The organism is Streptomyces sp. NPDC048659 (assembly GCF_040650575.1).
GTDB lineage: Bacteria > Actinomycetota > Actinomycetes > Streptomycetales > Streptomycetaceae > Streptomyces.
This window is the reverse complement of the sequence record NZ_JBEZHM010000006.1, coordinates 136,559-163,215: the sequence shown is the minus strand read 5'-3', so window position 1 is coordinate 163,215 and position 26,657 is coordinate 136,559. Positions and strand designations below refer to the sequence as shown.

Annotated in this window: 26 protein-coding genes; 10 read left to right on the top strand and 16 right to left on the bottom strand. The window is 74.5% G+C overall.

The genetic code is table 11. The features are described 5' to 3' along the window. Positions 1-12: 12 nt before the first annotated feature. Together AB0C99_RS07310 and AB0C99_RS07305 are read right to left on the bottom strand one after the other, a co-directional pair. Positions 13-1,590: an acyl-CoA synthetase gene (locus AB0C99_RS07310; protein ID WP_362470630.1), complete on the bottom strand. Its 1,578-nt coding sequence runs from the start codon at positions 1,588-1,590 to the stop codon at positions 13-15. Beyond that, the gene (locus AB0C99_RS07305; RefSeq protein WP_362470627.1) at positions 1,587-2,696 is read right to left on the bottom strand and encodes a nitronate monooxygenase family protein; all 1,110 of its coding nucleotides are present in this window, start codon (positions 2,694-2,696) and stop codon (positions 1,587-1,589) included. The genes AB0C99_RS07310 and AB0C99_RS07305 overlap by 4 nt, the downstream gene beginning before the upstream one ends. 98 nt (positions 2,697-2,794) lie before the next feature. Between AB0C99_RS07305 and AB0C99_RS07300 the strand changes: the two genes are divergently transcribed. Then, positions 2,795-4,636: a serine hydrolase gene (locus AB0C99_RS07300; RefSeq protein WP_362470625.1), complete on the top strand. Its 1,842-nt coding sequence runs from the start codon at positions 2,795-2,797 to the stop codon at positions 4,634-4,636. A 106-nt stretch (positions 4,637-4,742) separates the two neighbouring features. Here AB0C99_RS07300 and AB0C99_RS07295 read toward each other — a convergent pair whose 3' ends face one another. Next, the gene (locus tag AB0C99_RS07295) at positions 4,743-5,384 is read right to left on the bottom strand and encodes a GNAT family N-acetyltransferase (RefSeq protein ID WP_362470623.1); all 642 of its coding nucleotides are present in this window, start codon (positions 5,382-5,384) and stop codon (positions 4,743-4,745) included. 79 nt (positions 5,385-5,463) lie between these two features. On the opposite strand from AB0C99_RS07295, the gene AB0C99_RS07290 reads away from it, so the two are divergent. Then, positions 5,464-5,889: a hypothetical protein gene (locus AB0C99_RS07290; RefSeq protein ID WP_362470621.1), complete on the top strand. Its 426-nt coding sequence runs from the start codon at positions 5,464-5,466 to the stop codon at positions 5,887-5,889. A gap of 10 nt (positions 5,890-5,899) precedes the next feature. Here AB0C99_RS07290 and AB0C99_RS07285 read toward each other — a convergent pair whose 3' ends face one another. The 8 genes from AB0C99_RS07285 to AB0C99_RS07250 all read right to left on the bottom strand — a co-directional run bounded on the left by AB0C99_RS07285 (position 5,900) and on the right by AB0C99_RS07250 (position 16,210). Further along, complete coding sequence (locus AB0C99_RS07285) at positions 5,900-6,805, bottom strand: LysR family transcriptional regulator (RefSeq protein ID WP_362470619.1); 906 nt, start codon at positions 6,803-6,805, stop codon at positions 5,900-5,902. A gap of 4 nt (positions 6,806-6,809) precedes the next feature. After that, a complete protein-coding gene (locus AB0C99_RS07280) occupies positions 6,810-8,009 on the bottom strand; it encodes a glycine C-acetyltransferase (protein ID WP_362470616.1) in 1,200 nt (399 codons plus the stop codon). Between the two features lie 43 nt (positions 8,010-8,052). Next, entirely contained in the window at positions 8,053-9,081 is a 1,029-nt protein-coding gene (gene tdh, locus AB0C99_RS07275; protein WP_362470613.1) for an L-threonine 3-dehydrogenase, read from the bottom strand. A gap of 169 nt (positions 9,082-9,250) precedes the next feature. Next, on the bottom strand, positions 9,251-10,828 hold the full coding sequence (locus tag AB0C99_RS07270) for an NAD(P)/FAD-dependent oxidoreductase (RefSeq protein WP_362470611.1): 1,578 nt from the start codon (positions 10,826-10,828) through the stop codon (positions 9,251-9,253). Positions 10,829-11,042: 214 nt separating this feature from the next. Further along, a complete protein-coding gene (locus AB0C99_RS07265) occupies positions 11,043-13,325 on the bottom strand; it encodes a serine/threonine-protein kinase (protein ID WP_362470608.1) in 2,283 nt (760 codons plus the stop codon). After that, positions 13,301-14,227 (bottom strand): oxygenase MpaB family protein, encoded by a 927-nt coding sequence (locus AB0C99_RS07260; protein ID WP_362470606.1) that lies wholly within the window; start codon positions 14,225-14,227, stop codon positions 13,301-13,303. The genes AB0C99_RS07265 and AB0C99_RS07260 overlap by 25 nt, the downstream gene beginning before the upstream one ends. Positions 14,228-14,266: 39 nt before the next feature. After that, entirely contained in the window at positions 14,267-14,812 is a 546-nt protein-coding gene (locus AB0C99_RS07255) for a hypothetical protein (RefSeq protein WP_362470603.1), read from the bottom strand. Between the two features lie 84 nt (positions 14,813-14,896). Beyond that, positions 14,897-16,210 (bottom strand): hypothetical protein, encoded by a 1,314-nt coding sequence (locus AB0C99_RS07250; RefSeq protein ID WP_362470601.1) that lies wholly within the window; start codon positions 16,208-16,210, stop codon positions 14,897-14,899. A gap of 188 nt (positions 16,211-16,398) precedes the next feature. On the opposite strand from AB0C99_RS07250, the gene AB0C99_RS07245 reads away from it, so the two are divergent. Further along, positions 16,399-17,397 carry an aldo/keto reductase family protein gene (locus AB0C99_RS07245; protein WP_362470598.1) on the top strand — a complete coding sequence of 333 codons (999 nt, stop codon included), beginning with the start codon at positions 16,399-16,401 and terminating at the stop codon, positions 17,395-17,397. Positions 17,398-17,478: 81 nt separating this feature from the next. On the opposite strand, the gene cynR is transcribed toward AB0C99_RS07245, so the two are convergent. After that, positions 17,479-18,408, bottom strand: a complete 930-nt coding sequence (gene cynR / locus AB0C99_RS07240) for a transcriptional regulator CynR (protein WP_362470595.1) — start codon at positions 18,406-18,408, stop codon at positions 17,479-17,481. A 169-nt stretch (positions 18,409-18,577) separates the two neighbouring features. Between cynR and AB0C99_RS07235 the strand changes: the two genes are divergently transcribed. Next, complete coding sequence (locus AB0C99_RS07235) at positions 18,578-19,180, top strand: carbonic anhydrase (RefSeq protein ID WP_362470592.1); 603 nt, start codon at positions 18,578-18,580, stop codon at positions 19,178-19,180. Positions 19,181-19,257: 77 nt separating this feature from the next. Further along, entirely contained in the window at positions 19,258-19,728 is a 471-nt protein-coding gene (cynS, locus tag AB0C99_RS07230; protein WP_362470589.1) for a cyanase, read from the top strand. 145 nt (positions 19,729-19,873) lie between these two features. Here the strand turns inward: cynS and AB0C99_RS07225 are convergent, their stop codons facing one another. After that, positions 19,874-20,464 carry a hypothetical protein gene (locus AB0C99_RS07225; RefSeq protein ID WP_362470586.1) on the bottom strand — a complete coding sequence of 197 codons (591 nt, stop codon included), beginning with the start codon at positions 20,462-20,464 and terminating at the stop codon, positions 19,874-19,876. Between the two features lie 265 nt (positions 20,465-20,729). On the opposite strand from AB0C99_RS07225, the gene AB0C99_RS07220 reads away from it, so the two are divergent. Together AB0C99_RS07220 and AB0C99_RS07215 are read left to right on the top strand one after the other, a co-directional pair. Continuing rightward, a complete protein-coding gene (locus AB0C99_RS07220; RefSeq protein ID WP_362470583.1) occupies positions 20,730-21,164 on the top strand; it encodes a VOC family protein in 435 nt (144 codons plus the stop codon). A 159-nt stretch (positions 21,165-21,323) separates the two neighbouring features. Next, on the top strand, positions 21,324-21,680 hold the full coding sequence (locus tag AB0C99_RS07215; protein ID WP_362470580.1) for a hypothetical protein: 357 nt from the start codon (positions 21,324-21,326) through the stop codon (positions 21,678-21,680). Between the two features lie 22 nt (positions 21,681-21,702). Here AB0C99_RS07215 and AB0C99_RS07210 read toward each other — a convergent pair whose 3' ends face one another. Beyond that, entirely contained in the window at positions 21,703-22,362 is a 660-nt protein-coding gene (locus AB0C99_RS07210; RefSeq protein WP_362470577.1) for an NAD(P)-binding domain-containing protein, read from the bottom strand. Positions 22,363-22,511: 149 nt separating this feature from the next. Between AB0C99_RS07210 and AB0C99_RS07205 the strand changes: the two genes are divergently transcribed. Next, a complete protein-coding gene (locus tag AB0C99_RS07205) occupies positions 22,512-22,913 on the top strand; it encodes a helix-turn-helix domain-containing protein (protein ID WP_362470574.1) in 402 nt (133 codons plus the stop codon). Positions 22,914-22,923: 10 nt separating this feature from the next. After that, positions 22,924-23,883: an ADP-ribosylglycohydrolase family protein gene (locus tag AB0C99_RS07200; protein ID WP_362470571.1), complete on the top strand. Its 960-nt coding sequence runs from the start codon at positions 22,924-22,926 to the stop codon at positions 23,881-23,883. A gap of 23 nt (positions 23,884-23,906) precedes the next feature. On the opposite strand, the gene AB0C99_RS07195 is transcribed toward AB0C99_RS07200, so the two are convergent. Together AB0C99_RS07195 and AB0C99_RS07190 are read right to left on the bottom strand one after the other, a co-directional pair. After that, on the bottom strand, positions 23,907-25,097 hold the full coding sequence (locus tag AB0C99_RS07195) for an acyl-CoA dehydrogenase family protein (protein ID WP_362470569.1): 1,191 nt from the start codon (positions 25,095-25,097) through the stop codon (positions 23,907-23,909). Between the two features lie 162 nt (positions 25,098-25,259). Continuing rightward, positions 25,260-25,460, bottom strand: a complete 201-nt coding sequence (locus AB0C99_RS07190) for a hypothetical protein (protein ID WP_362470566.1) — start codon at positions 25,458-25,460, stop codon at positions 25,260-25,262. Between the two features lie 252 nt (positions 25,461-25,712). Between AB0C99_RS07190 and AB0C99_RS07185 the strand changes: the two genes are divergently transcribed. Beyond that, entirely contained in the window at positions 25,713-26,636 is a 924-nt protein-coding gene (locus tag AB0C99_RS07185) for a siderophore-interacting protein (protein WP_362470563.1), read from the top strand. Positions 26,637-26,657: the final 21 nt, after the last annotated feature.

Below are 26,657 nucleotides of genomic sequence, written 5' to 3'. Positions count from 1 at the left end.
GGTCAGAGTCCGTCAGAGCGGCCGGTCATGGCCCTCCCAGTACGGATCACGGAGCCGGCGCTTGTACAGCTTGCCGTTCGGATCGCGGGGCATGGCCGTGATGAAGTCCACGGACTTCGGACGTTTATATCCGGCGAGGCGGGTTTCGCAGTGGGCCAGGATCGCGGCGGCGAGCTCCGGTCCGGGCGCGTGGCCCTCGGCCGCCTCGACGACCGCCTTGACCTCCTCGCCCCAGTCGGTGTGCGGGATGCCGAAGGCGGCGGCGTCGGCGACGGCCGGGTGCGCGAGGAGCGCGGACTCGATCTCGGCGGGGTAGATGTTCACCCCGCCCGAGATGATCATGTCGATCTTGCGGTCGCGGAGGAAAAGATAGCCGTCCTCGTCGAGGACGCCGAGGTCGCCGACGGTGAAGAAGTCGCCGATGCGGCTGGAGCGCGTCTTGGCCTCGTCGCCGTGGTAGCGGAAGCCGCCGGTGCTCATCTTCATGTACACCGTCCCGAGCCGTCCGGGCGGGAGCCGCTCGCCGTCGTCGTCGAAGACGGCGAGCTCGCTGATGGGCCAGGCGCGGCCGACGGTGCCGGGCTTCTTGAGCCAGTCCTCGGCGGTGGCGAAGGCGCCGCCGCCCTCGCTGGCCGCGTAGTACTCCTCGACGCAGTGGCCCCACCACTCGATCATCGCGCGCTTGACGTGATCGGGACAGGGCGCGGCGCCGTGGATGGCGTGCCGCATGGAGGAGACGTCGTAGCGGTCCCGGGTCTCGGCGGGCAGCGCGAGCAGCCGATGGAACTGGGTCGGCACCATGTGGGTGTGGGTGCAGCGGTGGACGTCGATGAGCCGCAGCATCTCCTCGGGGGTCCACTTGTCCATGAGGACGAGCGGGTGCCCGATGTGCAGGGCGGCGGCGGCGAACTGCAGCACGGCCGTGTGGTAGAGCGGCGAGCAGACCAGGTGGACGTTGCCGTCGAAGGGCCGGATGCCGAAGATGCCGAGGAAGCCGCCGAGGTAGGTCTCCTCGGGCAGCTTGCCGGGCAGCGGGCGGCGGATGCCCCGGGGGCGGCCGGTGGTGCCCGAGGTGTAGTTCATCACCCAGCCGAGGGTGCGGTCGGCGGGCGCCGACTCGGGCTGTCCGTCGAGGAGTTCGGCGTACGGGCGGAAGCCGGGCAGCGCCCCGACCCCGTACCGCCGCTCCGCCGGGAGCCCCGCCTCGTCGGCGGCCTGGACGGCGGCCTCGGCGAAGCGCTCGTCGGCGAGCAGGACCTTGGCGCCGGAGTCGGCGACGATCCAGGCGATCTCGGGGCCGACCAGGTGGTGGTTGACCGGGACGAGGTAGAAGCCCGCCTGGGTCGCGGCGAGGTGGGCGGTGAGGAAGGGGACGCCGTTGGGCAGGACGACGGCGAAGGCGTCGCCGCGCTCCATCCCGGCCGCGCGCAGCCCGTGCACCAGCCGGTTCGCGTCGGCGAGCAGGCGTCCGGCGGTCCAGGTCTCGCCGTCGGGGGCGACCAGGACGGCACGGGCGGGGTCGGCGGCGGCCTGGGACCAAAACCCTCCCCCAGACTTCGTCCGGGGGGACCCCCACGACTCCACGGTCACGACGTACTCCTTCCGGCGATGCGGTTGATCCGGTCGATGGCCTTCTCGAAGCCGCTGGTCAGCTCGTCGAAGACCTGCTGGACGCTGCGCTCGGTGTTCATCCGGCCGACGATCTGGCCGACGGGCGTGCCGAGCAGCGGCGCCACCTCGTACTTCTGGATCCGGGAGACGGCCTCGGCGACGAGGAGGCCCTGGAGCGGCATGGGCAGCGTGCCGGGTCCCGCCGGGTCGTCCCAGGCGTCGGTCCACTCGGTGCGGAGCTGGCGGGCGGGCTTGCCGGTGAGGGCGCGGGAGCGGACGGTGTCGCCGGAGCCGGCCGCGAGCAGCTTGGCGGTGAGGGCGCGGGAGTGGAGCTCGGCCTCGGTGGTGGTGAGCCAGAGGGAGCCGAGCCAGACGCCCTGGGCGCCGAGGGCGAGGCCGGCGGCGATCTGCTCGCCGCTGCCGATGCCGCCGGCGGCGAGCACGGGCAGCGGGCCGACGGCCTCGACGACCTCGGGGGTGAGGACCATGGAGGCGATCTCGCCGGTGTGGCCGCCGGCTTCGTAGCCCTGGGCGACGACGACGTCGATGCCGGCCTCGGCGTGGTGGCGGGCGTGCCGGGCGCTGCCGGCGAGGGCGGCGACGAGGACGCCGTGGGCGTGGGCCCGCTCGACGACGTCGGCGGGGGGCGAGCCGAGGGCGTTGGCCAGCAGCTTGATCGGGTAGTCGAAGGCGACGTCGAGCTGGCTGCGGGCGACCTGTTCCATCCAGCCGGTGATGCGCCAGCCGGAGCTCTCGCCCTCGGCGAGCTCGGGGACGCCGTGCTTGGCGAGGGTGTCGCGGACGAAGGCGCGGTGCCCCTCGGGGATCATCGCCTCCACGTCCGCCTCGCTGACCCCGTCGACCTTCTTGGCGGGCATGACGACGTCGAGGCCGTAGGGCAGCCCGTCGGTGTGCTCCTGCATCCAGTCGAGGTCGCGGGCGAGGTCGTCGGGGGCGGTGTAGCGGACGGCGCCCAGGACGCCGAATCCGCCTGCTCGGGTGATGGCGGCGGCCACCGCCGGGAAGGGCGTGAAGCCGAAGATGGCGTGCTCGATGCCCAGGGTGCGACTCAGCTCCGTCTGCATGGGCGGCATGGTGCCGCAGCCGGTGTGCCGAGGGAAGAGATTTTCTGATGCAGTGTCAGATTGTTTCGGGGCGGCGGGCCGCGTGGGAGAGGCTGGGCATGACGGAATCCACGAGGACACCGGGGTACGGGGGTTCGGGACCGAGCCGTCGGAGGTTCGGCGGCGGAGTGCTCGCGCTGGGAGGTGCGCTGATGATCGGTACGGTGCCGGGGGCGGCCGGAGCCGCCGAGCCCGGAGGAGGCGACGGGGCCCCGGGCTCCGCGGGGGCGGGCGGGGCGGGCGGCGGCGGGGCGCGGCGGACCGTGCTGCGGCACGGCTCGGCCGAGCGCGCGGGGCTGCTCCCGGAGCACCTGGACCGCCTCGTCGCCGACGCCGAGAGCTTCCTCCGGCCCACCGGGGGCGCGGCGCACCCGTGGTACGCGGGCGCGGTGCTGCTCGCGGGGCGCGGCGGGACGGTCGCGCTGCACCGGCCGATCGGCATGGCCGTGCGCTACGCGGCGTACGACGAGAAGACCGACACCGGCGTCGAGCTGCCGCCCGAGCGGCGGATCCCGATGCGCGAGGACACGGTCTTCGACCTGGCCTCGGTCTCCAAGCTCTTCACCTCGATCCTGGCCGTCCAGCAGATCGAGCGGGGCGCGCTGGCCCTGGAGGAGCGGGTCACGGCGTATCTGCCGGAGTTCGGGGGCGGCGGCAAGGGCGGCATCACGGTCCGTCAGCTGCTCACCCACACCTCGGGCTTCCGCGCCTGGATCCCCCTCTACAAGGAGCCGACGCACGAGGGGCGGCTGAGGCTGCTGTGGAACGAGGTGCCCGCGAACCCGCCGGGCACGGTCTACCTCTACTCCGACCTCAACCTGATCACGCTCCAGCTGATCCTGGAGCGGATCACCGGTCACCCCTTGGATCACCTGCTCCGGACCGAGATCACCGCTCCGCTCGGGATGCACCGCACGCGTTTCAATCCCCCGCTCTCGTGGCGGCCCTCGATCGCCGCCACCGAGGACGCCCGCGCGCCCTGGTCGGGACTGGACCGGGGCCTGGTGTGGGGCGAGGTGCACGACGAGAACGCGTACGGGATGGGCGGGGTCGCCGGTCACGCCGGGGTCTTCGCCACCGCCTGGGACCTCGCCGTCCTGGCCCGCACCCTGCTCAACGGCGGGGCATACGGCCGGGCGCGGATCCTCTCCCCCGCCTCCGTGGAGCTGATGTTCACCGACTTCAACACCGCGTTCCCCGGCGACGAGCACGGTCTGGGCTTCGAGCTCTACCAGCACTGGTACATGGGCGCCCTGGCCACCCCGCGCACCGCCGGTCACACCGGCTTCACCGGCACCAGTCTCGTCCTGGACCCCACCACCGACTCCTTCCTCATCGTCCTCGGCAACTCCGTCCACCCCGTCCGCACCTGGCGTTCCGGCTCCGCGCCCCGGGTCGCCGCCGCCGACCGGCTCGCCCGCGCCGTGCCCGTACTCCCGGCGTGCGGGCGGACCGCCTGGTTCGCCGGCATGGCGAACGACACCGCCGCGACCCTCACCCTGCCCGCCGTCCCGGGCGCCGGGCGGCTCGGCTGCGCGCTGTGGTGGGACACCGAGCCGGGCGCCGACGGCGTCTTCCTGGAGGCCACCCGGGACGGCGGCGCCACCTGGCGGCCGGTCCCCTTCACCACCACCGACGGCACCCCGGCCGCCCACCCCGCCGGGGCGGCGAGCGGCTGGTCCGGCCGCACCTGGCACACGGTCACGGCCGAGCTCCCGGCGGACGGCCCGCCCGCGCGCCTCCGCTGGCGCTGCGCGACGGACCGGCGCTACGTCGGCCGGGGCGTGTACGTGGACGCGCTGCGGCTCCTCGACGCGGCGGGCCGCCCGCTCTTCGACGAGGCCCGCCCGGCGGACGGCGCCCGGATCGAGGCGGTGGGGTGGGTGCGGTCGGCGGACTGAGCCGGGCGCGGCAGCTCGGGCGCGGAGGGGCTCAGGCGGGGGGGCTCTGGTACGGGGGGGCTCTGGTACGGGGGGGCTCTGGTACGGGGGGCTCGGGCGCGGGGGCTCAGCCGTCCCGGTGACGCAGGTGCAGGTGCCCGTCGAGCGGGAAGTCCGGCGGCGCCGCGGGCAGGATCCGCGCGAAGGCGTAGCCGCTCTTCCCGGCCACCCGGCAGGAGGCCGGGTTGTCCACCTGGTGCAGCAGCTCCAGCCGCTCCAGACCGGCGGGCCCGAAGGTCGCGAAGGCCCAGCGGGTGACGGCCTCCAGGGCACGCGGCGCCACACCCAGGCCCCGGGCGGGCGCCGCGGTCCAGTACCCCACCTCCGCCACCGGGCCGCCGCCCGCCGGACGCTTGAGGACGACGTTGGCGAGCGCCGGGCCGACCGCCGCACCGGCCCCGTCGGACCCGACCGCCGCACCGGCACCGTCGGCCCCGTCCGCCCCGGCGCCCCCGTCGGCCGCCAGGACCGCGAAGGCGTACCGGGTCCCCTCGGCCCAGGCCCGCTGCTGCTCGCCGACCCAGCGCAGGGCGTCCGCCTCGGTCTCGGGGACCGCGCGCACCCAGCGGCGCAGCACCGGGTCCCGGTACGCCTCGACCACAGCGGCGGCGTCCTGTGCCACCCAGGGCCGGAGCACGAGGGCGGACGGGGACGGGGAGGGGGACGGGGACGGGACCGGCTCGGTGCGCAGGACGACAGTGTCGATCATCAGCCGATGATAGGACCGGCGGCCCGGCGGCGGACCGGATCCGGGCGTACCGCCCCAGGCGCGCGGGCAGACAGGCGGCATGACGCACGACTCGACCGCCGGGCCCGGCCCGGTGCCGCCCGACCCCGCGCCCCGGCCCGACCTGGCGCGGCGCGCCGCGGCGTTCCTGCCCGACGGGAGCGAGATCCGGCAGGCGTTCGTCTGTCAGAGCGCGCCGAACTTCGGCTACTTCGTCCTCACCTATCTCACCGGCCTCACGATGCTCCGGAACACCTACCGCTGCGTGGCGGTCACCAAGGACGCCGTGTACGTGCTGGACGGCACGGCCTTCTCCGGCGGCGCCCGGCCCCGCGGGCTGGCGGCCACGCTGCCCCGGGCCACCCGGCTCGGCCCGGTCTCCGGCCGCTGGGGGCGGCTCGACCTGCTCGGCGAGCGCCACTGGGTGCACCGCCGGTTCCACGGGCAGATCGCGGCGGCGGACCGTGAGGCGGGCCTCGCCGACTGACAGCGGCCTCTCAGTCCCTCCCGGCCGCCTCGCGCAGGGCGTCGAGGACCGGGCTGATCAGCGGGTGCTCCTCGGCGCCGCGCCGGACGGCGGCGAAGACGCGGCGGGTGGGGGCCACCCCGTCGACGGGGCGGACGACCACCCCGGTGAGGTCGGTGCCGCGCAGCGCCGAGCGCGGCACCAGCGCCACCCCGGCGCCCGCCCCGGCCAGCGCGACCACGGCGCGGAAGTCGTCGGAGACGTGCGCGAAGCCCGGTTCGAAGCCCGCGTACTCGCACGCCAGGACGGTGACGTCGTGGCAGGGGTTGCCGGCGGACTGGCCGATCCAGGGGTCCTTGGCCAGCTCGGCCAGCGAGATCCGCTCGCGGCCGGCGAGCGCGTGGTCCGGTGGCAGCACCACGTCGAACGGCTCCGCGTACAGCGGGACGCGGGTGAGCCGGGGGTCGTCCTCGCGGGGCGCGCCCCGGTACTCGACCGCGACCGCCACGTCCACCTGCCGGTCCAGCACCATCAGCAGGCTCTCGTCGCCCTCCGCGTCCTGGACCCGGACCCGGATGCCGGGCGAGGTGCGGGCCAGCGAGCCGATCGCGGGGGCGACCGCGAGGCCGATGCCGGTGGCGAAGGCGGCCACCGTGACCGTACCGGCCTCGCCGGAGCCGTACGCCGCCAGCTCGGCCTCGGCCCGCTCCAGCTGGGCCAGGACGGCGTTGGCGTGGCTCAGCAGGATCTCGCCGGCGGGGGTGAGCCGGGCGCCGCGGGCGTTGCGGTCGACCAGCCGGTGGCCGGTCTCCTGCTCCAGGGCGGCGAGCTGCTGGGAGACCGCGGAGGGGGTGAGGTAGAGCGCGGCGGCAGCCGCCGTGACGGTACGGTGGTCGGCCACCGCCCGGAGGATGTGCAGCCGCCGCGCTTCGATCATGCCCCTAGTTTCGCAGGGCGTCCCGGGCCTCGACGAACGCGTCCACCGCGCGGTGCACGTCGTCCGTGGAATGGGCCGCCGAGAGCTGCACGCGGATGCGGGCGGCGCCCTGCGGGACGACCGGGTACGAGAAGCCGATCACGTACACCCCGCGCTCCAGGAGCAGCTCGGCCATCTTCCCCGCCTCGGCGGCGTCGCCGATCATGACGGGGGCGATGGCGTGGTCGCCGGGGAGGATGTCGAAGCCCGCCTCGGTCATGCGGGAGCGGAACAGCGCCGTGTTGGCGTTGAGGCGCTCGCGCAGGTCGCCGGCGGACTCCAGCAGGTCGAGGACCTTGAGGGAGGCGGCGGCGATCACCGGGGCGAGGGTGTTGGAGAACAGGTACGGGCGCGAGCGCTGGCGCAGCAGGGCGACGATCTCGGCGCGGGCCGCGACGTAGCCGCCGGAGGCGCCGCCGAGGGCCTTGCCGAGGGTGCCGGTGATGATGTCGACGCGGTCCATCACGCCGTGCAGCTCGGGCGTGCCGCGCCCGCCGGGGCCGACGAAGCCGACGGCGTGCGAGTCGTCGACCATGACCATGGCGTCGTAGCGCTCGGCCAGGTCGCAGATCTCGTCGAGCGGCGCGACGTAGCCGTCCATGGAGAAGACGCCGTCGGTGACGATGAGCTTGCGCCGGGCGCCGCCCTCGTCGGCCGCCTTGAGCTGCTGCTCCAGGTCGGCCATGTCGCGGTTGGCGTAGCGGAAGCGGCGGGCCTTGGAGAGGCGGATGCCGTCGATGATGGAGGCGTGGTTGAGGGCGTCGGAGATGACGGCGTCCTCGGGGCCGAGGATCGTCTCGAAGACGCCGCCGTTGGCGTCGAAGCAGGAGGAGTAGAGGATCGTGTCCTCCTGGCCGAGGAAGGCGGACAGCCGCGCCTCCAGCTCCTTGTGGACCTCCTGGGTGCCGCAGATGAAGCGGACCGAGGCCATGCCGTAGCCCCAGCGGTCGAGCGCCTCGTGGGCGGCGGCGACGACCTCGGGGTGATCGGCGAGGCCGAGGTAGTTGTTGGCGCAGAAGTTCAGCACCTCGCCGGGGCGGCCGCCCGAGGTGACCTCGACAGTCGCGTTCTGCGGGGTGCCGATGACCCGCTCGGGCTTGTGGAGACCGGCCTGCCTGATCTCTTCGAGGGTGGTGCGGACGTCGTCGCGTACGGAATCGAACATGAGGGGTGCAGCTCCTGAAGGTCTTCGTACGGGGTCAGGCGGTTCAGACGGTCCAGTCGAGGATGATCTTGCCGCCCTTGCCGGAGGCGGCGTCGTCGAAGGCCGCCTCGAAGTCGGTGTAGGCGTAGCGGCCGGTGATCACGGGGGCGAGGTCGAGGCCGCCCTCCAGGAGCACCGACATGGCGTACCAGGTCTCGAACATCTCGCGGCCGTAGATGCCCTTGATGGTGATCATGGACGTGACGATCTTCGCCCAGTCGACGGCGAAGTCCTCGCTCGGCAGGCCCAGCATGGCGATCTTGCCGCCGTTGGTCATGTTGGCGACCATGTCGCGCATCGCGCGCGGGTTGCCGGACATCTCCAGACCGACGTCGAAGCCCTCCTTCAGGCCCAGCGTGCGCTGGCCGTCCGCGATGGTCTGCTCGGCGACGTTCAGCGCGAGCGAGACACCCGCCTTGCGGGCCAGCGCCAGGCGCTCCTCGCTCACGTCGGTGATCATGACGTGGCGGGCGCCGGCGTGCTTGGCGACGGCGGCGGCCATGATGCCGATCGGGCCCGCGCCGGTGACCAGCACGTCCTCGCCGACGAGCGGGAAGGACAGCGCGGTGTGCACCGCGTTGCCGAAGGGGTCGAAAATCGCGGCGACGTCGAGGTCCACCTCGACGCGGTGCACCCAGACGTTGGACGCGGGCAGCACCACGTACTCGGCGAAGGCGCCGTCCCGGCCGACGCCGAGGCCCACGGTGGCGCGGCAGAGGTGGCGGCGGCCGGCCAGGCAGTTGCGGCACTTGCCGCACACCAGGTGGCCCTCGCCGCTGACCAGGTCGCCGACCGCGATGTCCACGACGTCGCGGCCGGTCTCGACGACCTCGCCGACGAACTCGTGGCCGAGGGTCAGCGGGGTCGCGATCGTCTTCTGCGCCCAGCCGTCCCAGGAGCGGATGTGCAGATCCGTCCCGCAGATGCCGGTCCGCTTCACCTTGATCAGTACGTCACCCGGACCGGCCTCGGGCATGGGAACGTCCATGAGCCAGAGTCCCGGCTCCGCCTTCTGCTTGACCAGCGCCTTCAATGTAACGGCTCCCGACGTACGCGTCCTGTGATGTGCAGGCCCCGGGCGCGACGAAGCACCCAAGATCCCTGGAAGAGAATCTTCCGTACCTGGAGCCCATGGTCCATCGAGGATTTCTTAAGCGCACTCGCAGATCAGCTTCACGCCGCCGGTGGGAGCAGCCGGCGGGTCAACCGGCGGCCCCTCGCCAGGCCCTTCGCCGGTCCGCCTCCAGCACCGCCATCGCCGCGTTGTGGCCGGGCACCCCGCTCACCCCGCCGCCGCGCACCGCGCCCGCGCCGCACAGCAGCACGTTGGCGTGCCGCGTCGCCACGCCCCAGCGGCCGGCGTCCGGAGCCAGATACGGGAAGGACAGGTCGCGGTGGAAGATGTGCCCGCCGGGCAGCCGCAGTTCGCGTTCGAGGTCGAGCGGGCTCTTCGCCTCGACGCAGGGCCGCCCGTCGGCGTCGCGGGCCAGGCAGTCGGCGATCGGCTCGTCGAGACATGTGTCGAGCTGGTCGAGCGTGGCCTTGAGAAGCGCCTCCCGCGCGCCTTCCGGATCGGCGGCGAAGAGCCGCGCGGGCGCGTGCAGCCCGAAGAGGGTGAGGGTCTGAAGGCCGCGAGCGGCGGCCTCGGGCCCGAGGATGCTCGGGTCGGTCAGGGTGTGGCAGTAGATCTCGGACGGCGGCGCCGAGGGCAGCCGCCCGCTCGCCGCCTCGGCGTACGCGGTCGCCAACTGCCCGTACCCCTCGGCGATGTGGAAGGTGCCGGAGAACGCCTCGCGCGGGTCCACGGCCCGGTCGCGGAGCCTGGGGAGGCGGGTGAGCACCATGTTCACCTTGAGCTGGGCGCCCTCGGCCGGTGCCGGCGCCGGGTCGCCGACCAGGGCGGCCAGGGCCTGCGGGGAGGCGTTCACGAGCACGTGCCGGGCGCCGACCGTGCCCTCGCCTTCGGCGGTGCGGTACGCGACCTCCGCGCGGGCGCCGTCGGTGTCGATCCGGACGGCCTCGTGGCCGGTGAGGATCGTCGCGCCGGCCGCGCGGGCGGCGTCGGCGAGCGCGTCGGTGAGGGCGCCCATGCCGCCGACCGGCACGTCCCAGTCGCCGGTGCCGTTGCCGATCACGTGGTAGAGGAAGCAGCGGTTCTGGACCAGCGAGGGGTCGTGGGCGTCGGCGAACGTGCCGATCAGGGCGTCGGTGAGGACCACCCCGCGCACCAGGTCGCTGGCGAACTCCCGCTCCACCGCGACCCCGATGGGCTCCTCGAACAGCATCTTCCAGGCCGTGTCGTCGGCGACCCGCGCGCGCAGCACGTGCCGCTCCGGCAGCGGCTCGGTCAGCGTCGGGAAGATCCGCCGCGCGGCCCGCACGGTCCGCCGGTAGAAGGCGCGCCACGCCTCGTACTCCCGGTCCGAGCCGGTGAGCGCCGCGAACGAGGCCCGGGTGCGCTCGGCGTCGCCGCCGACGAGCAGTCCGGAGTCGCCGTACGGGGTGTACGAGGAGACGGTCCGCTTCCGGACGGCGAAGCGCAGCCCGAGCTCGCGGACGATCTTCTGCGGGAGCAGCGAGACGAGATACGAGTACCGGGACAGCCGGACGTCCACCCCGGGGAACGGCCGGGTGGACACGGCGGCCCCGCCGGTGGTGCCGAGCCGTTCGAGGACGAGGACGCGGTGTCCCGCGCGAGCGAGGTAGGCGGCGGCGACGAGGCCGTTGTGCCCACCGCCCACGATGACGGCGTCGTAGGAGCGCTGTGCGTGTGCGGTCATGCCCCTTGCTAGCACCTGGGAGGGCGGGAGGGACAGAGGGCGTGGGGCGAGGCCGGAGGGGCGACACCGCCCGGACCGGGCGGTGCCGGGGGCGGTGGCCCGGCCGGACCGGCGGTCAGGGGCGGTGGCCCGCCTGGACCGGGCGGCCTCAGGGGCGGTGGCCCGCCTCGATCGGGCGGCTTCAGGGGCGGTGGCCCGCCCGGACCGGGCGGTCTCAGGGGCGGTGGCCCGCCCCGCGTTCGCGGCAGTGGGCCTCGTCCGCGCGGGCGGCGATCGTGTCCGGGTGGGTGGCGCCGAGGGTGCGGGTGCGGGTGTCGGCGACCCGGCGGTACTCCGCCAGGGCCTCGTCGTGGCGCCCCAGCCAGCCGAGCCCTATGGCGATCTCGCGGTGGCTGATCAGCGTGTCGGGATGGTCCGGGCCGAGCACGCGCGTGCGCAGCCCGCCCACCGCGCGGGCCTCGGCCAGCGCGTCCTCCCACCGGCCGAGCCGCCCCAGGCTCACGCCGAGGCCGTGCCGGGCGCGCAGCGTCTCGGGGTGCTCGGGCCCGGCGGTCCTGGCGCGGTCCTCGGCGAGCTCCCGGTACAGCTCGGCGGCCTCGGCCGAGCGCCCGAGGCGGCCGAGGCAGATGCCCGCCTCGTAGCGGGCGGCCAGCGTGTCGGGGTGGTCGGTGCCGAGGGCGGCCGTCCGCGCGTCGGCCACCTCGCCGTACTCGTCCAGCGCGTCCCGCCAGCGCCCGAGCCGGCCCAGCAGGTGCGCCACCTCGTGCCGGGTGGCGAGGGTGTCGGGGTGGTCGGCGCCGAGCAGCCGGGCGCGCGCGTCGGCGACCTCGCGGGCCGTCGCGTACGCCTCCGGGAGGCGCCCGAGGCGGCCGAGGGTGAAGGCCAGGTTGTGCCGGCAGCGCAGGGTGTCCGGGTGCCGCTCGCCCATGGTCCGTTCGCGCGCGGCGAGCACGGCCGCGTAGACCGCGTGCGCCTCGCCGTGGCGGCCGAGCCCGCCGAGGACGTACGCGGTCTCCTGGCGCGCCGCGAGGGTGTCGGCGTGGTCGGCGCCGAGGGCGCGGGCGCGGCCCTCCGAGACGCCGCCGAACTCGCGCAGCGCGTCCTCCGGCCGGGCCGAGCGGGCGAGGGCGAAGGCCAGTTCGTAGCGGCTGGCCAGGGTGTCCGGGTGGTCGGCGCCGAGGACCCGGCCCCGGTCCCGCACGACGGTCCCGTGCACCTGGGCCGCCTCCGCCCAGCGGCCCAGCCGGCCGAGGCCGAGACCGGCGCGGTGCCGGCCGGAGAGCACGGCGATCAGCTCCGAGGCGGAGGCCGAGGCCGGGGAGTCGGCGGGCTCCGGGCCCGTGCCGGGGTCCGGGGCGGTCAGCGGGACCGGTCCGGTGCCCGGCAGGGTGCTGTGGTCGTGGCCGGGCGCGGAGGTCTGCGCCGAGGCGGGGGCGGCGGCCGGGGCGGCGCCCGCCGCCCCGTACGCGTACGCCACGGTGCCCGTCGCCGCGCCCGGCACCGTCGCCCGGGTCCACTCCCCCGTCAGCGCCGTCGCCGGGTCGTACGGGGCCGTGGGCAGGCCCATGAACGTGCTGGTCGCCGCGCGGCCGGTCCCGATCCCGCCGGCCCAGCCGGGGAGGGCCCCGGGCGGGGCGGCGGCGGGCGCGCCGGTGAGCCGGGCACGGATCTCGGCGGCGTCCCGGGGCCGCGCCTCCGGGGCCTTGGCCAGCAGGTCGAGGACGAGCAGGTCCAGGGCGGCGGGCAGCTCGGGGCGGTGGCTGCGCAGCGGCGCGGGCACGGTGTCGCGGTGCCCGACGAGGACCGCCCAGGTGTCGTCCAGGTCGAAGGGCGGGACGCCGGTGGCGATCTCGTAGAGCACACAGCCCAGCGAGTACAGGTCGCTGCGGTGGTCGATCTCCCCGCCGCCGCCGATCTGCTCGGGCGACATGTAGTGCGGGGTGCCCATGGCGATGCCGGTGCCGGTGAGGCGGGAGGTGATGCCGTGGTCGGCGGCGAACCGCGCGATCCCGAAGTCGCAGATCTTCACCGCCCCGTCGGTGAGCCGCACGATGTTGGCGGGCTTCAGGTCGCGGTGCACGACACCCTGGCGGTGGGTGTACGCGAGGGCGTCGGCGACCTGTCCGGCGATGTCGACGACCTGGCCGACCGGGAGCGGGTCCTTGCCGTTGTCGCCGAGCAGCTGGCTGAGGTTGCGCCCGTCGAGCAGCTCCATCACGAGGAACAGCACGCCGTCGGACTCGCCGAAGTCGTGCACGACGGTGATCCCGCGGTGCTGGAGCGCGGCGGCCACCCGGGCCTCGCGGCGGAAGCGCTCGCGCAGCACGGTGAGGGCGGCCGGGTCCCGCTGCGGGCCGAGCGGCCGGAGGCACTTGACGGCGACGCGCCGGCCGAGCGCCTCGTCCGTCGCCCGCCACACCTCGCCCATGCCGCCGCGACCGATCACCTCGTGCAGCCGGTACCGGCCCTGGATCAGCCTGGTGTCCGTGTCCGCCATCGCGTGCCGTCGCCCCCGTTTGCCCCGTGGCCGCGCCCCTCCCGGCCCGGCCGGTCCAGTATGGCTGCCTTCGCGCGCAGACTGTACGGCGCGGGCCGGGTGTCCTGGCCGAGCCGCTCCATCGCGCGCGGGATGTGCCGCGGGGGCAGCCGCCAGCGGAGCCGGTCCGGCAGGCAGCGCAGCAGATTGGCCGTGGCCGTGAGCCGGTGCGTGACGGCCTCCGGGGGCGGCGCGGGGCGCCCGTACAGCTCATGGGCGTACGGGGGCAGAGTGGCGTACGCGAGTGCTGCCACGCGCCGCCAGATCGCCTCGCGCGCGGGCACGAGCGCGGGCGGTACGGGCGGGGCGCGCAGGAAGTCGTCGACGGCCCGCGCGTCCGGGCCGGCGGCCAGCTCGGGGCGGACGCGCTCGAAGTAGCGCCGGAGCGCGCCGGTGTCGCCGGGGACCTCGTCCGGGTCGAGGCCGACGAGCCGGGCGGCGGTCCGCTGCTCGTCCACGTACCGGTCGGCCTGGGCGTCGGTCAGCGGGATGCCGGAACGCCGTACGACGTGGAGGTACGAGTCGATCTCGGCGCAGTGCACCCAGAGCAGCAGCCCGGGGTCGTCGACGCCGAGCAGGCGGTGGATCTTCCGGACGCGCGCGCCCGCGGCCTCGGCCGCCTCCGTGGTGCCGTAGGTGAGCGTCCCGACGAAGCTCGCGGTGCGCAGGAGCCGGCCCCAGGCGTCCGAGCGGAAGTCGCTGTTGGCCATGACGCCGCGGATGGCGGCGGGGTGCAGCGCCTGGAGGTACAGGGCGCGCACCCCGCCGATCCACATCACGGGATCGCCGTGCAGCTGCCAGGTGACGGACCCGGGGCCGAAGAGCCCCGGGTCCCCGCCCGGGTCCGTGCCGGTGACTGCCATGACCCCAGGCTAGGCGGCCTGGCCCCGGGGGTCGACGGGTCAGCGCCAGATCGTCTGGACCGAGTCGAACTGGACCCAGGTGACCGGGTTTCCGGCGTTCCCGCCGTAGACGGTGACGGCGCCCGCGGGGTTGATCTCGAAGCGGCATGCGTTGATGCCCTGGCTGTTGTTGCGGGCGGCGACGCCGCGCACGTACCAGGTCGGGCGGGCGAAGCCGGGCGGGAGCGTGGCGATCTTCATGTCGGCGGTGTACGAGCCGGTGACCTGGCCGCGCGCCTGGAGGAAGACGGTGCCCGCGAGGGTGAGCAGGCGCACCTGCGGGGGCGCGCCGGCGGTGGCGGTGATGCCGGGTTCGAGGGCGAGGTCGGTCCACTCGCCCGCTTCGACGGCGGCGGACGGGACGGGGGTGGCGGGGGCTTCCGGGGCTGTGGGGGCTTGCGGGGTGGCAGCGGCTTCTGGGGCCGCTGTTGCGGGGGGCGCTGCGGCGAGTCCGCCGACGGTCAGGGCGGCGGGCAGGGCGAGGGCGGCGCCGAGGAGGCTGCGGCGGTTGGGGGTGGGGGGAGTGGGGTGGGTGGGCTGGGACATGTGGGGTGGCTCCTCCGGGAGGTGTGGCGGGCGGGGGGCGGCGGCGCGGCTTCGGGCCGGCTCCACTGCGGCTTCGGTGCGGGGTCAGCGCCAGGTGGCGCTGAAACTGTCGAGCTGGGCCCAGGTGATGGCGTTGGCGGCGCGTCCGCCGAACAGGCGCAGTTCGCGGTCGGTCCCGGCCTCGACGCGGGCGACGCTGTGGCCGCCGCTGTTGTTGCGGGGCACGTTGGCGCGGGCGGTGACGCTCGGGGTGAGCGCGTCGGGCAGGTGGCCGATGACCGCGTCGGTGTCGAAGGTGCCCTTGACGCCGCCGGAGAGCTGGAGCATGGGAGTTCCGGCGAGGCTGATCAGTCGCCCGCGCGGGGCGTTGCCGTCGGCCTCGACCCCGGCGGCGAGGGCGATCGGCTGCCAGTCGGTGAGGACCTTGACGCCGTCGGTGCCGGGCGCGCCCGAGAGGGACACGATGGTGCAGGTGCGCGGGCCGGGGTCCTCGCCCGCGAAGCCGATGTGCAGGTGCGGGACGCCGTCGCGGACGGAGACCGCCAGGCCCTCGGGCTCGCGGTAGGCGAGGCCGGGCGCCGCGGTGCACAGCCGGCGGTCGAGGACGGCGCCGGTGGCCCAGTCGACGGCGGTGAGGTACGCGTTGCCGGGGGCCGGGTTGGCGGCGGAGTACGCCTCGCCGTGCAGGGTGTACAGGACGCCGGCGTGGGAGGCGTAGCCCTGGAACACGCCCGGCGACAGGGTGGGGGTGATCCGCTGGATCGGCTCCCACACACCGGCCGCCGCCTTGGCGAGGTCGTACCGCTCCCAGTTCATTCCGTTGAGAGAGAAACGAACGATGAGTTCGTTCCTGGCGCGGTCGATGGTGGCCGTGAGGAACCGGGCCGACGGGTGGGGCGTGTACGGCGTGGTGTGCCCGGGAGAGCCGTAGGTGAGGACAACGCCGTCGGCGTAGGCGAAACTGGTGACGGCCGAACCGTAGCCCTCACCGGCCGAGTTGGGCTTGGAGGCGGTCTCGGTCCAGAGCCGGACCGTCCCGTCGCGGTTCTCCACGCCCAGGCTGACGCCGTGGCCGAAGCCGCGCAGGAACATGGACCCGACGATCGCGCCCGCCTCGGTGAGCCGGGTCAGGCACAGGTCGCCGTCGGCCTTGCGGGTGTCGTACGGGACCGGAGCCGGCTCGCCGGGCAGCTGGACGTCGTGCTCCATGACCTGGAGCACGAAGATGTCGCCGGACACCGGGTCGATGCCGAACGACTGCATGACGGTGGCGTTCCGCAGCCGACGCCGGTGGAGCAGGGTGCCGGCCGGACCGGCGAGGTCTATCCGTCCTTCGGTCTGTCCTTCGGTCTGTCCCTCGGTCTGTCCTTCGCTCTGTCCTTCGATCGTGACGCTCAACGACGCCGCTCCTCGGGGTGGTTCGGAGTGCCCCGGGGCCCCGGGGCCGCGTCAGTCTGTCAAACGCCCTCACCCCCGTCCCGCGCGCCGTGGGCGCGGAACGGGGGTGGGGGCGGGGCGGGCGCCCTAGGTTGAGGGCGACGCCGTGGGTGCCACGCGCGTTCTTTCCGCTGAGAAAGGAATTCCCCATGCGGTACCGCAAGCTGGGCGACTCGGACCTGGAGGTCTCGGAGATCTCGCTCGGCTCCTGGCTCACCTACTCCGGCGGCGTCGAGGCGGACGCGACCCGCGCCTGCACGGAGGCGGCGTTCGACGCCGGGATCAACTTCTTCGACACGGCGAACGTGTACGGCCGCGGGGCGGCCGAGAGCGCGTGGGGCGAGATCCTGTCCTCGCATCCGCGCGACTCGTACGTCCTGGCGACCAAGGTCTGGGGCCGGATGTCCGACGAACCGGAGGACGCCGGGCTCTCGGCCGACCAGATCGCCCGCCAGATCGACGCCTCCCTCACCCGGCTGCGCACCGATCACGTGGACCTCTACCAGGCGCACCGCTTCGACCCGTCGGTGCCGATCGAGGAGACGATCGAGGCCCTCCAGAAGGTCGTCGAGCAGGGCAAGGCCCGCTACCTCGGCTTCAGCGAGTGGACGAACGAGCAGGTCCGGACGGCGATCGAGCTGGCGGGACCGGAGCTGTTCGTCTCCTCGCAGCCGCAGTACTCGATGCTGTGGCAGGCCCCCGAGGCGGAGCTGTTCGGCCTGACCGAGGCGCACGGCATCGGCAACATCGTCTGGTCGCCGCTCGCGCAGGGCGTCCTGACCGGCAAGTACCTGCCGGGCCGCCCGGTCCCGGAGGGCAGCCGCTTCGCCAGCGACACGATGGCGGGCGCCCGGGACCTCGTCTACAACGAGGCGAACCTGGAAGCCGTCCAGCGGCTCGTGCCGATCGCCGAGGAGGCCGGGCTCACGCTGCCAGCCCTGGCCCTGGCCTGGGTGCTGCGCCGGCCGGAGGTCTCCTCCGCCATCACCGGCGCCTCCCGCCCCGAGCAGGTCCACGCCAATGCGGCCGCTTCCGGGATCGACCTCACCCCCGACCTGCTGGCCGCCGTGGACAGGGCCCTCGGCGACGCGCCCCTGACGGAGCCGACCCTGGCCCCGCAGGCCGAGACGGCCATCATGCGCCGCTGACGGGCCCTCCCGCGACGATCGCGGGCGCCCGCGATCGCGGGCGCGAGGACGGCCACGGGCGCGGCCCGGCTCCGGGTCCGGTCAGGCCCCCGCCGTCGTCGCGCCCGTGTAGCCGCGGGCGCGGACGACCTCGCGGGTGAGCCGTACGAAAGCGTGGGCGGCGGCGCTGCGATACGCGTCGTGGCGGTGGAGGAGCACGACGGTGCGGGCGGGGAGGGGCGGGTCGAGGGGGACGGGCGTGAGGTGGGGGTGGTCGTGGGTGACGGCGTCGGGCAGCACGGTGGCGAGCGGGCCGCGCCGGACGATCTCGGTGAGGGCCTGGATGGAGTTGGCCTCCACCGCGATCCGCGGGCTGACGCGCTGGGCGGCGAAGTAGGCGTCGATGTGCGCCCGGGTCGCGAAGTCGGCGCTGAGCAGCGCGAGTCGGCGGTCGGCGAGGGCCTGGACCGGTAGCGGCCCGGCGGGATCCGGAGGAGTACCGGCGGGCTCCCCCGCCGTGACGAGTCCCAGGGTCTCGGTGAACAGCGGCGTCGCCGCGATGCCCGGCTGATGCGGCCCGGCGAAGGCGATCCCCAGGTCGAGCTCGTCCGCGAGCAGCGCGCTCTCGACGCGGTCCTGGGTCGTCTCGGTGAGCGTCAGCCCGATGCCGGGGTGCCGGGCGTCGAGCTCGGCGGCGAGCGGGCCGACGAGGTAGGCCGTGAAGGTGGGCGTGACACCGAGGCGCAGGTGCCCGCCGGAGAGGTCCTGGACGTCCCGTACGGCCCGTTCGGCGGCGGCCAGGTCACGGAGCGCGCGTCGGGCGTGCTCCGCGTACACGGCACCGGCGTCGGTGAGCCGTACCGTCCGCCCGCTGCGGTCGAGGAGCTGCACGCCGAGGGTCCGCTCCAGCTGGCGGACCTGCTGGGAGAGCGTGGGCTGGGAGATGTGCAGGTCCTCGGCGGCACGGGTGAAGTTGCCGCGCTCGGCGACGGCGAGCAGATAGCGCAGGTGACGGAGTTCCAGGGCGGCCATGGGGACCACTATAGGCGGACCCATAGATCGCACCACTGACCGCCATGGACAGCAAGTCTTGGACGCTATAGGCACAGGTCATGCAGGGTGGACCACGTCGAGGCCGGAGCACCCGCCCGACCCCAACCCTCCCCGTCTCCCGTAGCCACCCCCCGAAGGGAGTGCCCCCATGCAGGACCTCGCCGACGGCGTCGCCCGCTTCCAGCAGGACGTCTTCCCGGCCAAGGCGGAGCTCTTCGCCCGACTGGCCACCGAGCACGCCCCGCACACCCTGTTCATCAGCTGCTCCGACGCCCGCGTCGTCCCCGAGCTGATCACCGGCACCGAGCCGGGCGACCTGTTCGTCGTCCGCACGGCCGGGAACCTGGTCCCCGCGCACACCCCCGGCGCCGACGGCGTCGCGGCGAGCATCGAGTACGCCGTCTCCGCGCTCGGGGTGCGGGACGTCGTCGTCTGCGGGCACTCCGCGTGCGGCGCGATGACCGCGCTCGCCCAGGGCCACGACCTGAGCGGCGCCCCGGCGGTCGCCGCCTGGCTGCGGCACGCGGACGCATCCCGGGCCCGCGCCGCCGCCGGTGACGTACCCGCGCTGGTGCGGCAGAACGTGCTCGCCCAGTTGTCCAACCTGGCCACCCACCCGTCGGTGGCCCGCGCGCTCGCGGAGCGACGGATCGCCCTGCACGGCTGGGTCTACGACATCGGCACCGGCCGCGTGGAGGACCTGACGACCGCGGACCCGGCGACGGCGATGACGGCCACGTCGGCCGCCTGACGCCCACCGCACCCCTCCCGACCTGCCCCCACACCCACCGAGAACTCCCCCGCACACAGGAAGAGGAAGTCCCACCCATGCTGCACGCCCAGTTCGACCCCACCGCCCGCCAGTCCCTGGCCATCGCCGCCGTCGAGGCCAAGACGCGCAAGGACCTGTCCTGGCAGCAGATCGCCGACGCCGCCGGCCTGTCCGTCGCCTTCGTCACCGCCGCCGTCCTCGGCCAGCACGCCCTGCCGGAGGACTCGGCGAAGGCGGTCGCGGAACTCCTCGGCCTGGACGAGGACGCGGTCCTGCTGCTGCAGACCATCCCTACCCGGGGCTCGATCCCCGGAGGCATCCCGACCGACCCGACGATCTACCGCTTCTACGAGATGCTCCAGGTCTACGGCACCACCCTCAAGGCCCTGGTCCACGAGCAGTTCGGCGACGGCATCATCTCCGCGATCAACTTCAAGCTGGACGTGAAGAAGGTCGCCGACCCCGAGGGCGGCGAGCGCGCCGTCATCACCCTGGACGGCAAGTACCTGCCGACCAAGCCCTTCTGATCCGGGACTCCGGGACCCAGGGACCCTGGACTCCGGGACTCCGGGACTCGACCCGACAGGGGCCGCGCCTTGGGTGCGGCCCCTGTCGGCCGTCGTCGCCCCCCGTCGACCGCCCTCGGCCGCCGTCGGCCGTCGTCGGCCGTCGTCAGCCGTCGTCCTCCGGCCCCGGCCCGCCCCCGCCCCCGCCCCCGCTGCCGCTCCCCCGCCGCAGGCGCCCGGACCAGACCGGTTCGACCTGCTCCCACTCCCGTTCCCAGGCCGCGAGGCCGTGCGCGTCGACGGTGCGGCGCACGAAGATCAGCAGGCCCGCGCCCATCGCGCCGACGGCGACGCCCGTGGCGGTGCCGCCGGAGAAGGCGACGAGGGCGCGGTTCGCCGCGTCCCCGGGCGGTCTGGCCTGCGTACCGGAGTCGTCGACCCAGATGGCGAGAGTGTGGCCGCGCGCGGAGCCGGGCGGCACGACGACGCTGCCGCTGCGCTGGACGTGCGCCGGATAGTCCCAGACCGCCGGCGCGACGGCCTGGGCCTCGCCGCCGAACCGCGTGGCGATCTGCGGTTCCTTCGCGGGACCGGTCGTGGTCGCCGTGACCTCGTGGCGGTGGACCGCGAGCGCGCGGTCGGCCCTGGCCCCGGCCGTCCACAGCATCCCGGCGGTGACCGCGCCGACGATCACAGCGAGGAGCAGGACGAACACGAGGGCGGCACGGCGGCCGGGGAACGGCTCGTGATGGACCATGGCGCACCTCCGAGCGGCGGCGGTCCCGAACGGCGGGACTCCGCACTCCTCCCCTCCACTCTTCCACGTACGGCCCGCGCGGGGGATGCGCGGGCCCGGGGAGGCCCCGGGGAGGCCCCGGGCAGGACGGAGTGCGCCGGGCTCGCCCACGTCCGTACGGCGTCGAGCCCGCCGGCGCCACGTGCCCCGACCGGCCCGCGACGAAGGCCCAACGCCCGTTTTATTAGGGAGACATGGACGTTGGACGCCCTGCTACGGTGGCCGGATGTCAACGATCAAGAAGGTCCAGGTCACCTTCGACTGTGCGGACCCGGAGCGTCTCGCCCGGTTCTGGTGCGAGGTGATGGGTTACGTCGCACAGGCGCCGCCGAAGGGCTTCGACTCGTGGGAGGCGTATCACCGCTCGCCCGACGCGAAGGCGACGCAGGCGTGGTTCGCGTGCTCCGACCCCTCCGGCGAGGGCCCGCGGCTGCTGTTCCAGCGCGTTCCCGAGGGGAAGGTCGTGAAGAACAGGGTGCATCTGTGCGTACGGGCCGGCACGGGGCTCGTCGGCGACGAGCGGCTGTCCACCCTCCAGGCCGAGAGCACCCGTCTGGTGGCGCTGGGCGCGGTGCAGCAGCGGGTGATGATCGCCGACGAGGAGAACGAGTCCTGCATCGTGATGCTGGACCCGGAGGGCAATGAGTTCTGCCTCGACTGAGCGGGGCGGGGAGGGCGCGGGACGGGTACCCGGTACGGCGCCCTCCGGTACCGGAGGCGCGGAAAATGCCTGGCCGCCGCACCCGCACCCTCGATAGCGTCCGTTTTCCCGAGCCCCCGTGGAACCGCCACCGGAGCCCTCAGGAAGGCGATGCGACCCATGAACGGCCGGCAGCGGGCGACGACGACCCTATGGCGCCCCACGGGCCCCGAGGAGCTGGACCTGGTGCGCGAGCTGGAGTGGCGCGCGTGGCCGCCGAGGCTGCCGGACCAGCCGATCTTCTATCCGGTCCTGAACGAGGACTACGCGATCCGGATCGCGCGCGACTGGAACGTGAAGCACAGCGGCGTCGGCTACGTGACGCGCTTCGAGGTCGAGTCGGAGTTCCTGAGCCGCTACCCGGTGCAGCAGGCCGGCGGGCGGACGATTCTCGAACTGTGGGTACCGGCGGAGGAGTTGGACGAGTTCAACGCGCACATCGTGGACGCGATCGAAGTGGTCCACGAGTTCCACTGAACCCGCCCGGGGCGGGCCGCCGTCACCCGTTCCCGCGTCCCGGCCCCGCGGCGAAGACGAGGGGAGGGGCGATCGCCCGCACGTCGGCCCCCTCCCCCACCCACAGCCCGATGTAGAGCGCGGCGGTCGCCTCCAGCAGCCCTGCACGCTCCAGGCCACCGGCTGCGACGGGTGCGCAGCCGGTGTCGCGTACGAGCCGGTGCGCGGCGGCGAGCGCGGCCGGGTCGTCGCCGCAGACGGGTACGGCGAGGGGCTGCCCGTCGAAGGCGGGCGGGTCCATGCGCCAGACGTCCTCGTGGCAGAGGTTGAACGCCTTGACGACGTGCGCGCCGGGTGCGGCGGCGGCGAGCCGGCGCGCGGCCGAGGGCCCGTCGGCGGTGAGCAGCCGGAAGCCGGGGCCGACGGGGTTGACGCAGTCGAGCAGGGCCTTCCCGGCCAGCTCGTCGCGGAGCGCGCCCGCGACCTCCGCCGCCGGGCCGTACGGCAGGGCGACCAGCACCGCCTCGCCGAACCGGGCCGCCTCGCGCGGACTCCCGTGCTCGGCGCCGTACCCGAGGCGCGCGGCGAGCCGGCGGGCTCGGCCCTCGTCCCGGCCGCCGACGCGGACCGGGTGACCGGCCCGCGCCCAGTGCGTGGCCAGCGCCTCGGCCATGTTCCCCGTACCCAGCACACCGATCCTCATCGCCCTGCCCTGCCCTTTCCTCGAACAACGACTCGACAGCCCAAGAGCCCAACAGCCCAAAAGCCCGACGGCTTGACAGAGCCCAACGGCTAGACCGTTCAACGGCTTTCGGGACGACAGTAGGAAACCCGTCGGGCACCATCTGGTAAGTGACGACAGACGCCTATCTCGCCGACTGCCGCGCCCGGCTCGCCTTCGACCTCATGTCGAACACCTGGAACCCGGTGCTGATCTGGGTCCTGCGGCACGGCCCGCGCCGCCCCGGTGAGCTCCGTGAGCTCATCGGCGGCATCAGCCCCAAGGTCCTGACCGAGACGCTGCGGCGACTGGAGTTCAACGGCCTGGTCACGCGCACCGCGTACGCCGGGTCGCCGCCCCGCGTCGAGTACGGCCTCACCGACCTGGGGCGGACCTTGCTCCCTCCGATCGAAGCCTTCGGCGCCTGGGCCTTCTCCCACGGCGACGAGGTGATGGAGGCGCAGGAACGGGCGGCGGACCGGACCGCGCCCCGCCCGGGAAATCGGCGTGCCGGAGGGGGCGGTGGGCTGTGATACTCGGCCGATGACCAGCGTGCCTGTACCCGCCCCCGGCCCCGCCCACGGCCCCGCCCACGGCTCCCTCCCCCTCCCCGGCCCCGTCCTCGACTCCCTCTCCGGGCTCGCCTTCGGGGATGCCTTCGGCGACCGCTGGTTCGGCATTCTGCGGCGGGACGGGGAGGGCGCTCTGGAGGCGCGGGCGGCGCCGGTGGAGGCGGTGTGGGAGTGGACCGACGACACGGCGCAGGCCCTCGTCCTCGTACGCGAACTCGCCGAGGGCGGGGGGCTCGTGGACCAGGACCGGTTCGCGCTGCGGCTCGCCGAGGCGTACGCCGGGGACACGCACCGCGGCTACGGGGCCTCCATGCACGAGGTGCTGCGCCGGATCGGGGCGGGCGAGCCGTGGCGGGACGTCGTCGCCGGGCAGTTCGAGGGGCAGGGGTCCTGGGGCAACGGCGCCGCGATGCGCGTCGCCCCGCTCGGGGCGTGGCACGCGGCCGACCTCGGCCTCGTCGCCGAGCAGGCGGCGGCCCAGAGCGTGGTCTCGCACCACCACCCGGAGGCCGTCGCCGGGGCGGTCGCGGTCGCCCTCGCCGCGGCGCTGGCCGCGCGCAGCCGGGGCGGGGCGGCGCCGTCGCGGCCGGATTTCCTCGACGCGGTCGCCGGGCTCCTTCCCGACAGCGACGTCCGCTCCGGCATCCGGATCGCGGCCCGGATGCCCGCGCACACCTCGGTCCGGCACGCCGCCGAGGTCCTCGGCTCCGGCTACCGCATGTCCGGACCCGACACCGTGCCGTACGCCCTGTGGTGCGCGGCCGGCCACCTGGACGACCTGGCGGAGGGCCTGTGGCTCACGGTCGCGGGGCGTGGCGACATCGACACCACCTGCGCGATCGCGGGCGGCGTCATCGCCGCCCGCACCGGCGTCTCCGGCCTCCCGCCCGCCTGGCACACGGCCCTCGAACCCCTGCCGCTCACGGCTTAGGCGGCTGGATCACGAGTCTTCTCTCAGCGGCGGACCCTCGGCATCCCCAGGCCGATCCAGGAGATGATCTCGCGCTGGATCTCGTTGTTGCCGCCGCCGAAGGTGAAGATGACGGCGGAGCGGTAGCCGCGTTCGAGCTCGCCGTGCAGGATCGCGCCCGACGAGCCCTCCTTGAGGGCGCCGGCCGCGCCCGTCACCTCCATCAGGGCGGCGTAGGCGTCGCGCCGGGCCTCGGAGCCGTAGACCTTGACGGCGGAGGCGTCCTGGGGGGTGAGGGTGCCGTTCTGGACGGCGTTCACCATCTGCCAGTTGAGCAGCTTCATCGCGTCGAGGCGGGTGTGGGTACGGGCCAGGGAGCGGCGGACCCAGGCCAGGTCCAGGACCCGGCGGCCGTCGGCGAGCTTCGTGTCGGCGGCCCAGCGGCGCACGTCGTGCAGCGCCCGGATCGCCATCGTGCCGTGCGCGGCGAGGGTCACCCGCTCGTGGTTGAGCTGGTTGGTGATCAGGCGCCAGCCCTTGTTCTCCTCGCCGACCCGGCGCGAGCACGGCACGCGCACGTTCTCGTAGTAGCTGGCCGCGGTGTCGTGCGAGGCCAGCGTGTTGATCAGGGTGCAGGAGTAGCCGGGGTCGCTCGTCGGCACCAGCAGCATGGTGATGCCCTTGTGCGGCGGCGCCGCCGGGTCCGTGCGGACCGCGAGCCAGACCCAGTCGGCGGTGTCGCCGTTGGTCGTCCAGATCTTCTGGCCGTTCACCGTGTACGTGCCCGTGGCCTCGTCCCCCTCCCGCACCGCGCGCGTCTTGAGCGCGGCGAGGTCGGTGCCCGCGTCCGGCTCGCTGTAGCCGATCGCGAAGTCGATCTCCCCGGAGAGGATGCCCGGCAGGAAGTACGCCTTCTGCTCCTCGGTGCCGAACTGCATGATCGTCGGGCCGACCGTGTTCAGCGCCATCAGCGGCAGCGGTACGCCCGCCTGCGCGGCCTCGTCGAAGAAGATGAACTGTTCCATCGGCGTCAGGCCGCGCCCCCCGTACTCCTTCGGCCAGCCGACGCCCAGCCAGCCGTCCGCGCCGAGGCGGCGGATGGTCTCGCGGTAGAAGCGCTTCTGCGCGGCGGGGTCGGCGTAGCGGGCGTGGACGTCCTCGGGGACGAGCTCGGCGAAGTACGCGCGCAGCTCGGCGCGCAGGCGGTGCTGGGCGGGCGTGTACTCGAGGTGCATGGCGTGGTCTCCCCTGGCTCCCCTGGATCGGTCTCCGCGGGCGCCCCGGCCGAGGCTCGGCGCGCGTGCGGCGCCACGGTAGAACGTGTTCCATAAATGGGGAAGGGTCGCGGCGCCACCTCCCGGGGCGCCGCCTCGGCGCCCCGGCTCACCGCGCTTCGCTCAGGGGAGCAGTTCGTCGAGTGAGGCGCGCCCCTTCTCGGCCATGCGCCGCTCGGCCCAGGCGAGGTTCTGCGGTGTCATGTCCCGGCCGGACGCGAGGACCAGGTCCTCCGCCGAGAACTCCCCCTCCGAGCCGGCATGCAGCAGGTTGTCGGGTGTCGGGAAGTCCCCCGGGGACGTCTTGTCGGTGTCACCGTTCATGCCGCCTCCTCGTGTTCTGCAGGCACTCGCCATTCTCGTGTCCGGTTCCCGCTCCCGCATCCGGGCGGGGCGCGGGGGCGGCCCTTGGGGTGGGGGGGGTGGGGACCTGGCTGCGGGCCGTGGTGCGGGAGCCCGCGTCGACGGCGTGTCGGTGCCGTGTCGGCGGGGGCGGGGAGGGTGACCCGGACAGTCCGTGCCCGCCTACGCATACTCCGTGCCCCTCCCGTTGCCAGAGATCAGGAGTCCGCCCCCATGACCGTCGCCCCTTCCGGATCCGACCCGTCAGCCCCGTCTGTCCTGTCCGCCCCGTCCGACCAGGCGGTGCCCCTCCCCCTCCCCCTTCATCGCCTCACCGTCGCCTCCGTCCGCGCCCTCACCCCCCGCATGGTCCGCGTCACCCTCCGCTCCCCCTCCCTGGCCGGAGCTTCTCTCGGCGGGCCCGACCGGCAGGTCAAGCTGTACTTCCCTCGGGCCGGGCAGGCCGAGCCCGTGCTGCCCGCGCCCGACCCCGACGGTGACTTCATGCGCTGGTACGCGGCGTACGGTGCCATCCCCGATGCCCAGCGCCCGTGGATGCGCGGCTACACGCTGCGCGCCCACGATCCGGTCGCCGCCACCGTGGACGTCGACTTCCTCCTGCACGGCGCGGGCGACGGGGACGGCCCCGCCACCCGCTGGGCCCGGGGCGCCCGGGTGGGTGACGTGCTCGGCATGTTCGGGCCCTCCGACGCCTTCGCGCCGCCCGTGGACCCGGGCGCGGGCGACTGGGCCCTCCTCGTCGCCGACGCGTGCTCCCTGCCCGCCCTGGCCACGCTCGTCGCGGCCCTGCCGCCCGGGCACCGGGCCCTCTCGTACGTCCAGGTCGCCGACGCGGCGGAGGAGCAGCCGCTGCCGACGGCCGGGCGACTCACGGTGCGCTGGCTCCACGGCGACGCCTCGCCGGTGGACGCCGTACGGGCCGCCGCCTTCCCCGCCGGCCGGCCGTACGCGTGGCTGGCCGGAGAGGCGGGTACGGTACGGGCCCTCCGCCGCCACCTCGTCGAGGAGCGGGGCATCGACCGCCGCGCCGTCGACTTCACCGGCTACTGGCGCCGCGCTCTCACCCAGGACGACGCCCCCACGGAGGAGGACCTGGCCGAGGCCCGCGAGCGCGTCGCCCTGTGGGGACAGGACTGAGTGCGGTCCCCGGTCGGCACG

Coding starts and splice junctions, on each gene's coding strand:
- AB0C99_RS07305 (WP_362470627.1), bottom strand. CDS start 2,696: ATGCAGACGGAGCTGAGTCGCACCCTGGGCATCGAGCACGCCATCTTC.
- AB0C99_RS07300 (WP_362470625.1), top strand. CDS start 2,795: ATGACGGAATCCACGAGGACACCGGGGTACGGGGGTTCGGGACCGAGC.
- AB0C99_RS07295 (WP_362470623.1), bottom strand. CDS start 5,384: ATGATCGACACTGTCGTCCTGCGCACCGAGCCGGTCCCGTCCCCGTCC.
- AB0C99_RS07290 (WP_362470621.1), top strand. CDS start 5,464: ATGACGCACGACTCGACCGCCGGGCCCGGCCCGGTGCCGCCCGACCCC.
- AB0C99_RS07285 (WP_362470619.1), bottom strand. CDS start 6,805: ATGATCGAAGCGCGGCGGCTGCACATCCTCCGGGCGGTGGCCGACCAC.
- AB0C99_RS07280 (WP_362470616.1), bottom strand. CDS start 8,009: ATGTTCGATTCCGTACGCGACGACGTCCGCACCACCCTCGAAGAGATC.
- AB0C99_RS07270 (WP_362470611.1), bottom strand. CDS start 10,828: ATGACCGCACACGCACAGCGCTCCTACGACGCCGTCATCGTGGGCGGT.
- AB0C99_RS07265 (WP_362470608.1), bottom strand. CDS start 13,325: ATGGCGGACACGGACACCAGGCTGATCCAGGGCCGGTACCGGCTGCAC.
- AB0C99_RS07260 (WP_362470606.1), bottom strand. CDS start 14,227: ATGGCAGTCACCGGCACGGACCCGGGCGGGGACCCGGGGCTCTTCGGC.
- AB0C99_RS07255 (WP_362470603.1), bottom strand. CDS start 14,812: ATGTCCCAGCCCACCCACCCCACTCCCCCCACCCCCAACCGCCGCAGC.
- AB0C99_RS07245 (WP_362470598.1), top strand. CDS start 16,399: ATGCGGTACCGCAAGCTGGGCGACTCGGACCTGGAGGTCTCGGAGATC.
- cynR (WP_362470595.1), bottom strand. CDS start 18,408: ATGGCCGCCCTGGAACTCCGTCACCTGCGCTATCTGCTCGCCGTCGCC.
- AB0C99_RS07235 (WP_362470592.1), top strand. CDS start 18,578: ATGCAGGACCTCGCCGACGGCGTCGCCCGCTTCCAGCAGGACGTCTTC.
- cynS (WP_362470589.1), top strand. CDS start 19,258: ATGCTGCACGCCCAGTTCGACCCCACCGCCCGCCAGTCCCTGGCCATC.
- AB0C99_RS07225 (WP_362470586.1), bottom strand. CDS start 20,464: ATGGTCCATCACGAGCCGTTCCCCGGCCGCCGTGCCGCCCTCGTGTTC.
- AB0C99_RS07220 (WP_362470583.1), top strand. CDS start 20,730: ATGTCAACGATCAAGAAGGTCCAGGTCACCTTCGACTGTGCGGACCCG.
- AB0C99_RS07215 (WP_362470580.1), top strand. CDS start 21,324: ATGAACGGCCGGCAGCGGGCGACGACGACCCTATGGCGCCCCACGGGC.
- AB0C99_RS07210 (WP_362470577.1), bottom strand. CDS start 22,362: ATGAGGATCGGTGTGCTGGGTACGGGGAACATGGCCGAGGCGCTGGCC.
- AB0C99_RS07200 (WP_362470571.1), top strand. CDS start 22,924: ATGACCAGCGTGCCTGTACCCGCCCCCGGCCCCGCCCACGGCCCCGCC.
- AB0C99_RS07195 (WP_362470569.1), bottom strand. CDS start 25,097: ATGCACCTCGAGTACACGCCCGCCCAGCACCGCCTGCGCGCCGAGCTG.
- AB0C99_RS07190 (WP_362470566.1), bottom strand. CDS start 25,460: ATGAACGGTGACACCGACAAGACGTCCCCGGGGGACTTCCCGACACCC.
- AB0C99_RS07185 (WP_362470563.1), top strand. CDS start 25,713: ATGACCGTCGCCCCTTCCGGATCCGACCCGTCAGCCCCGTCTGTCCTG.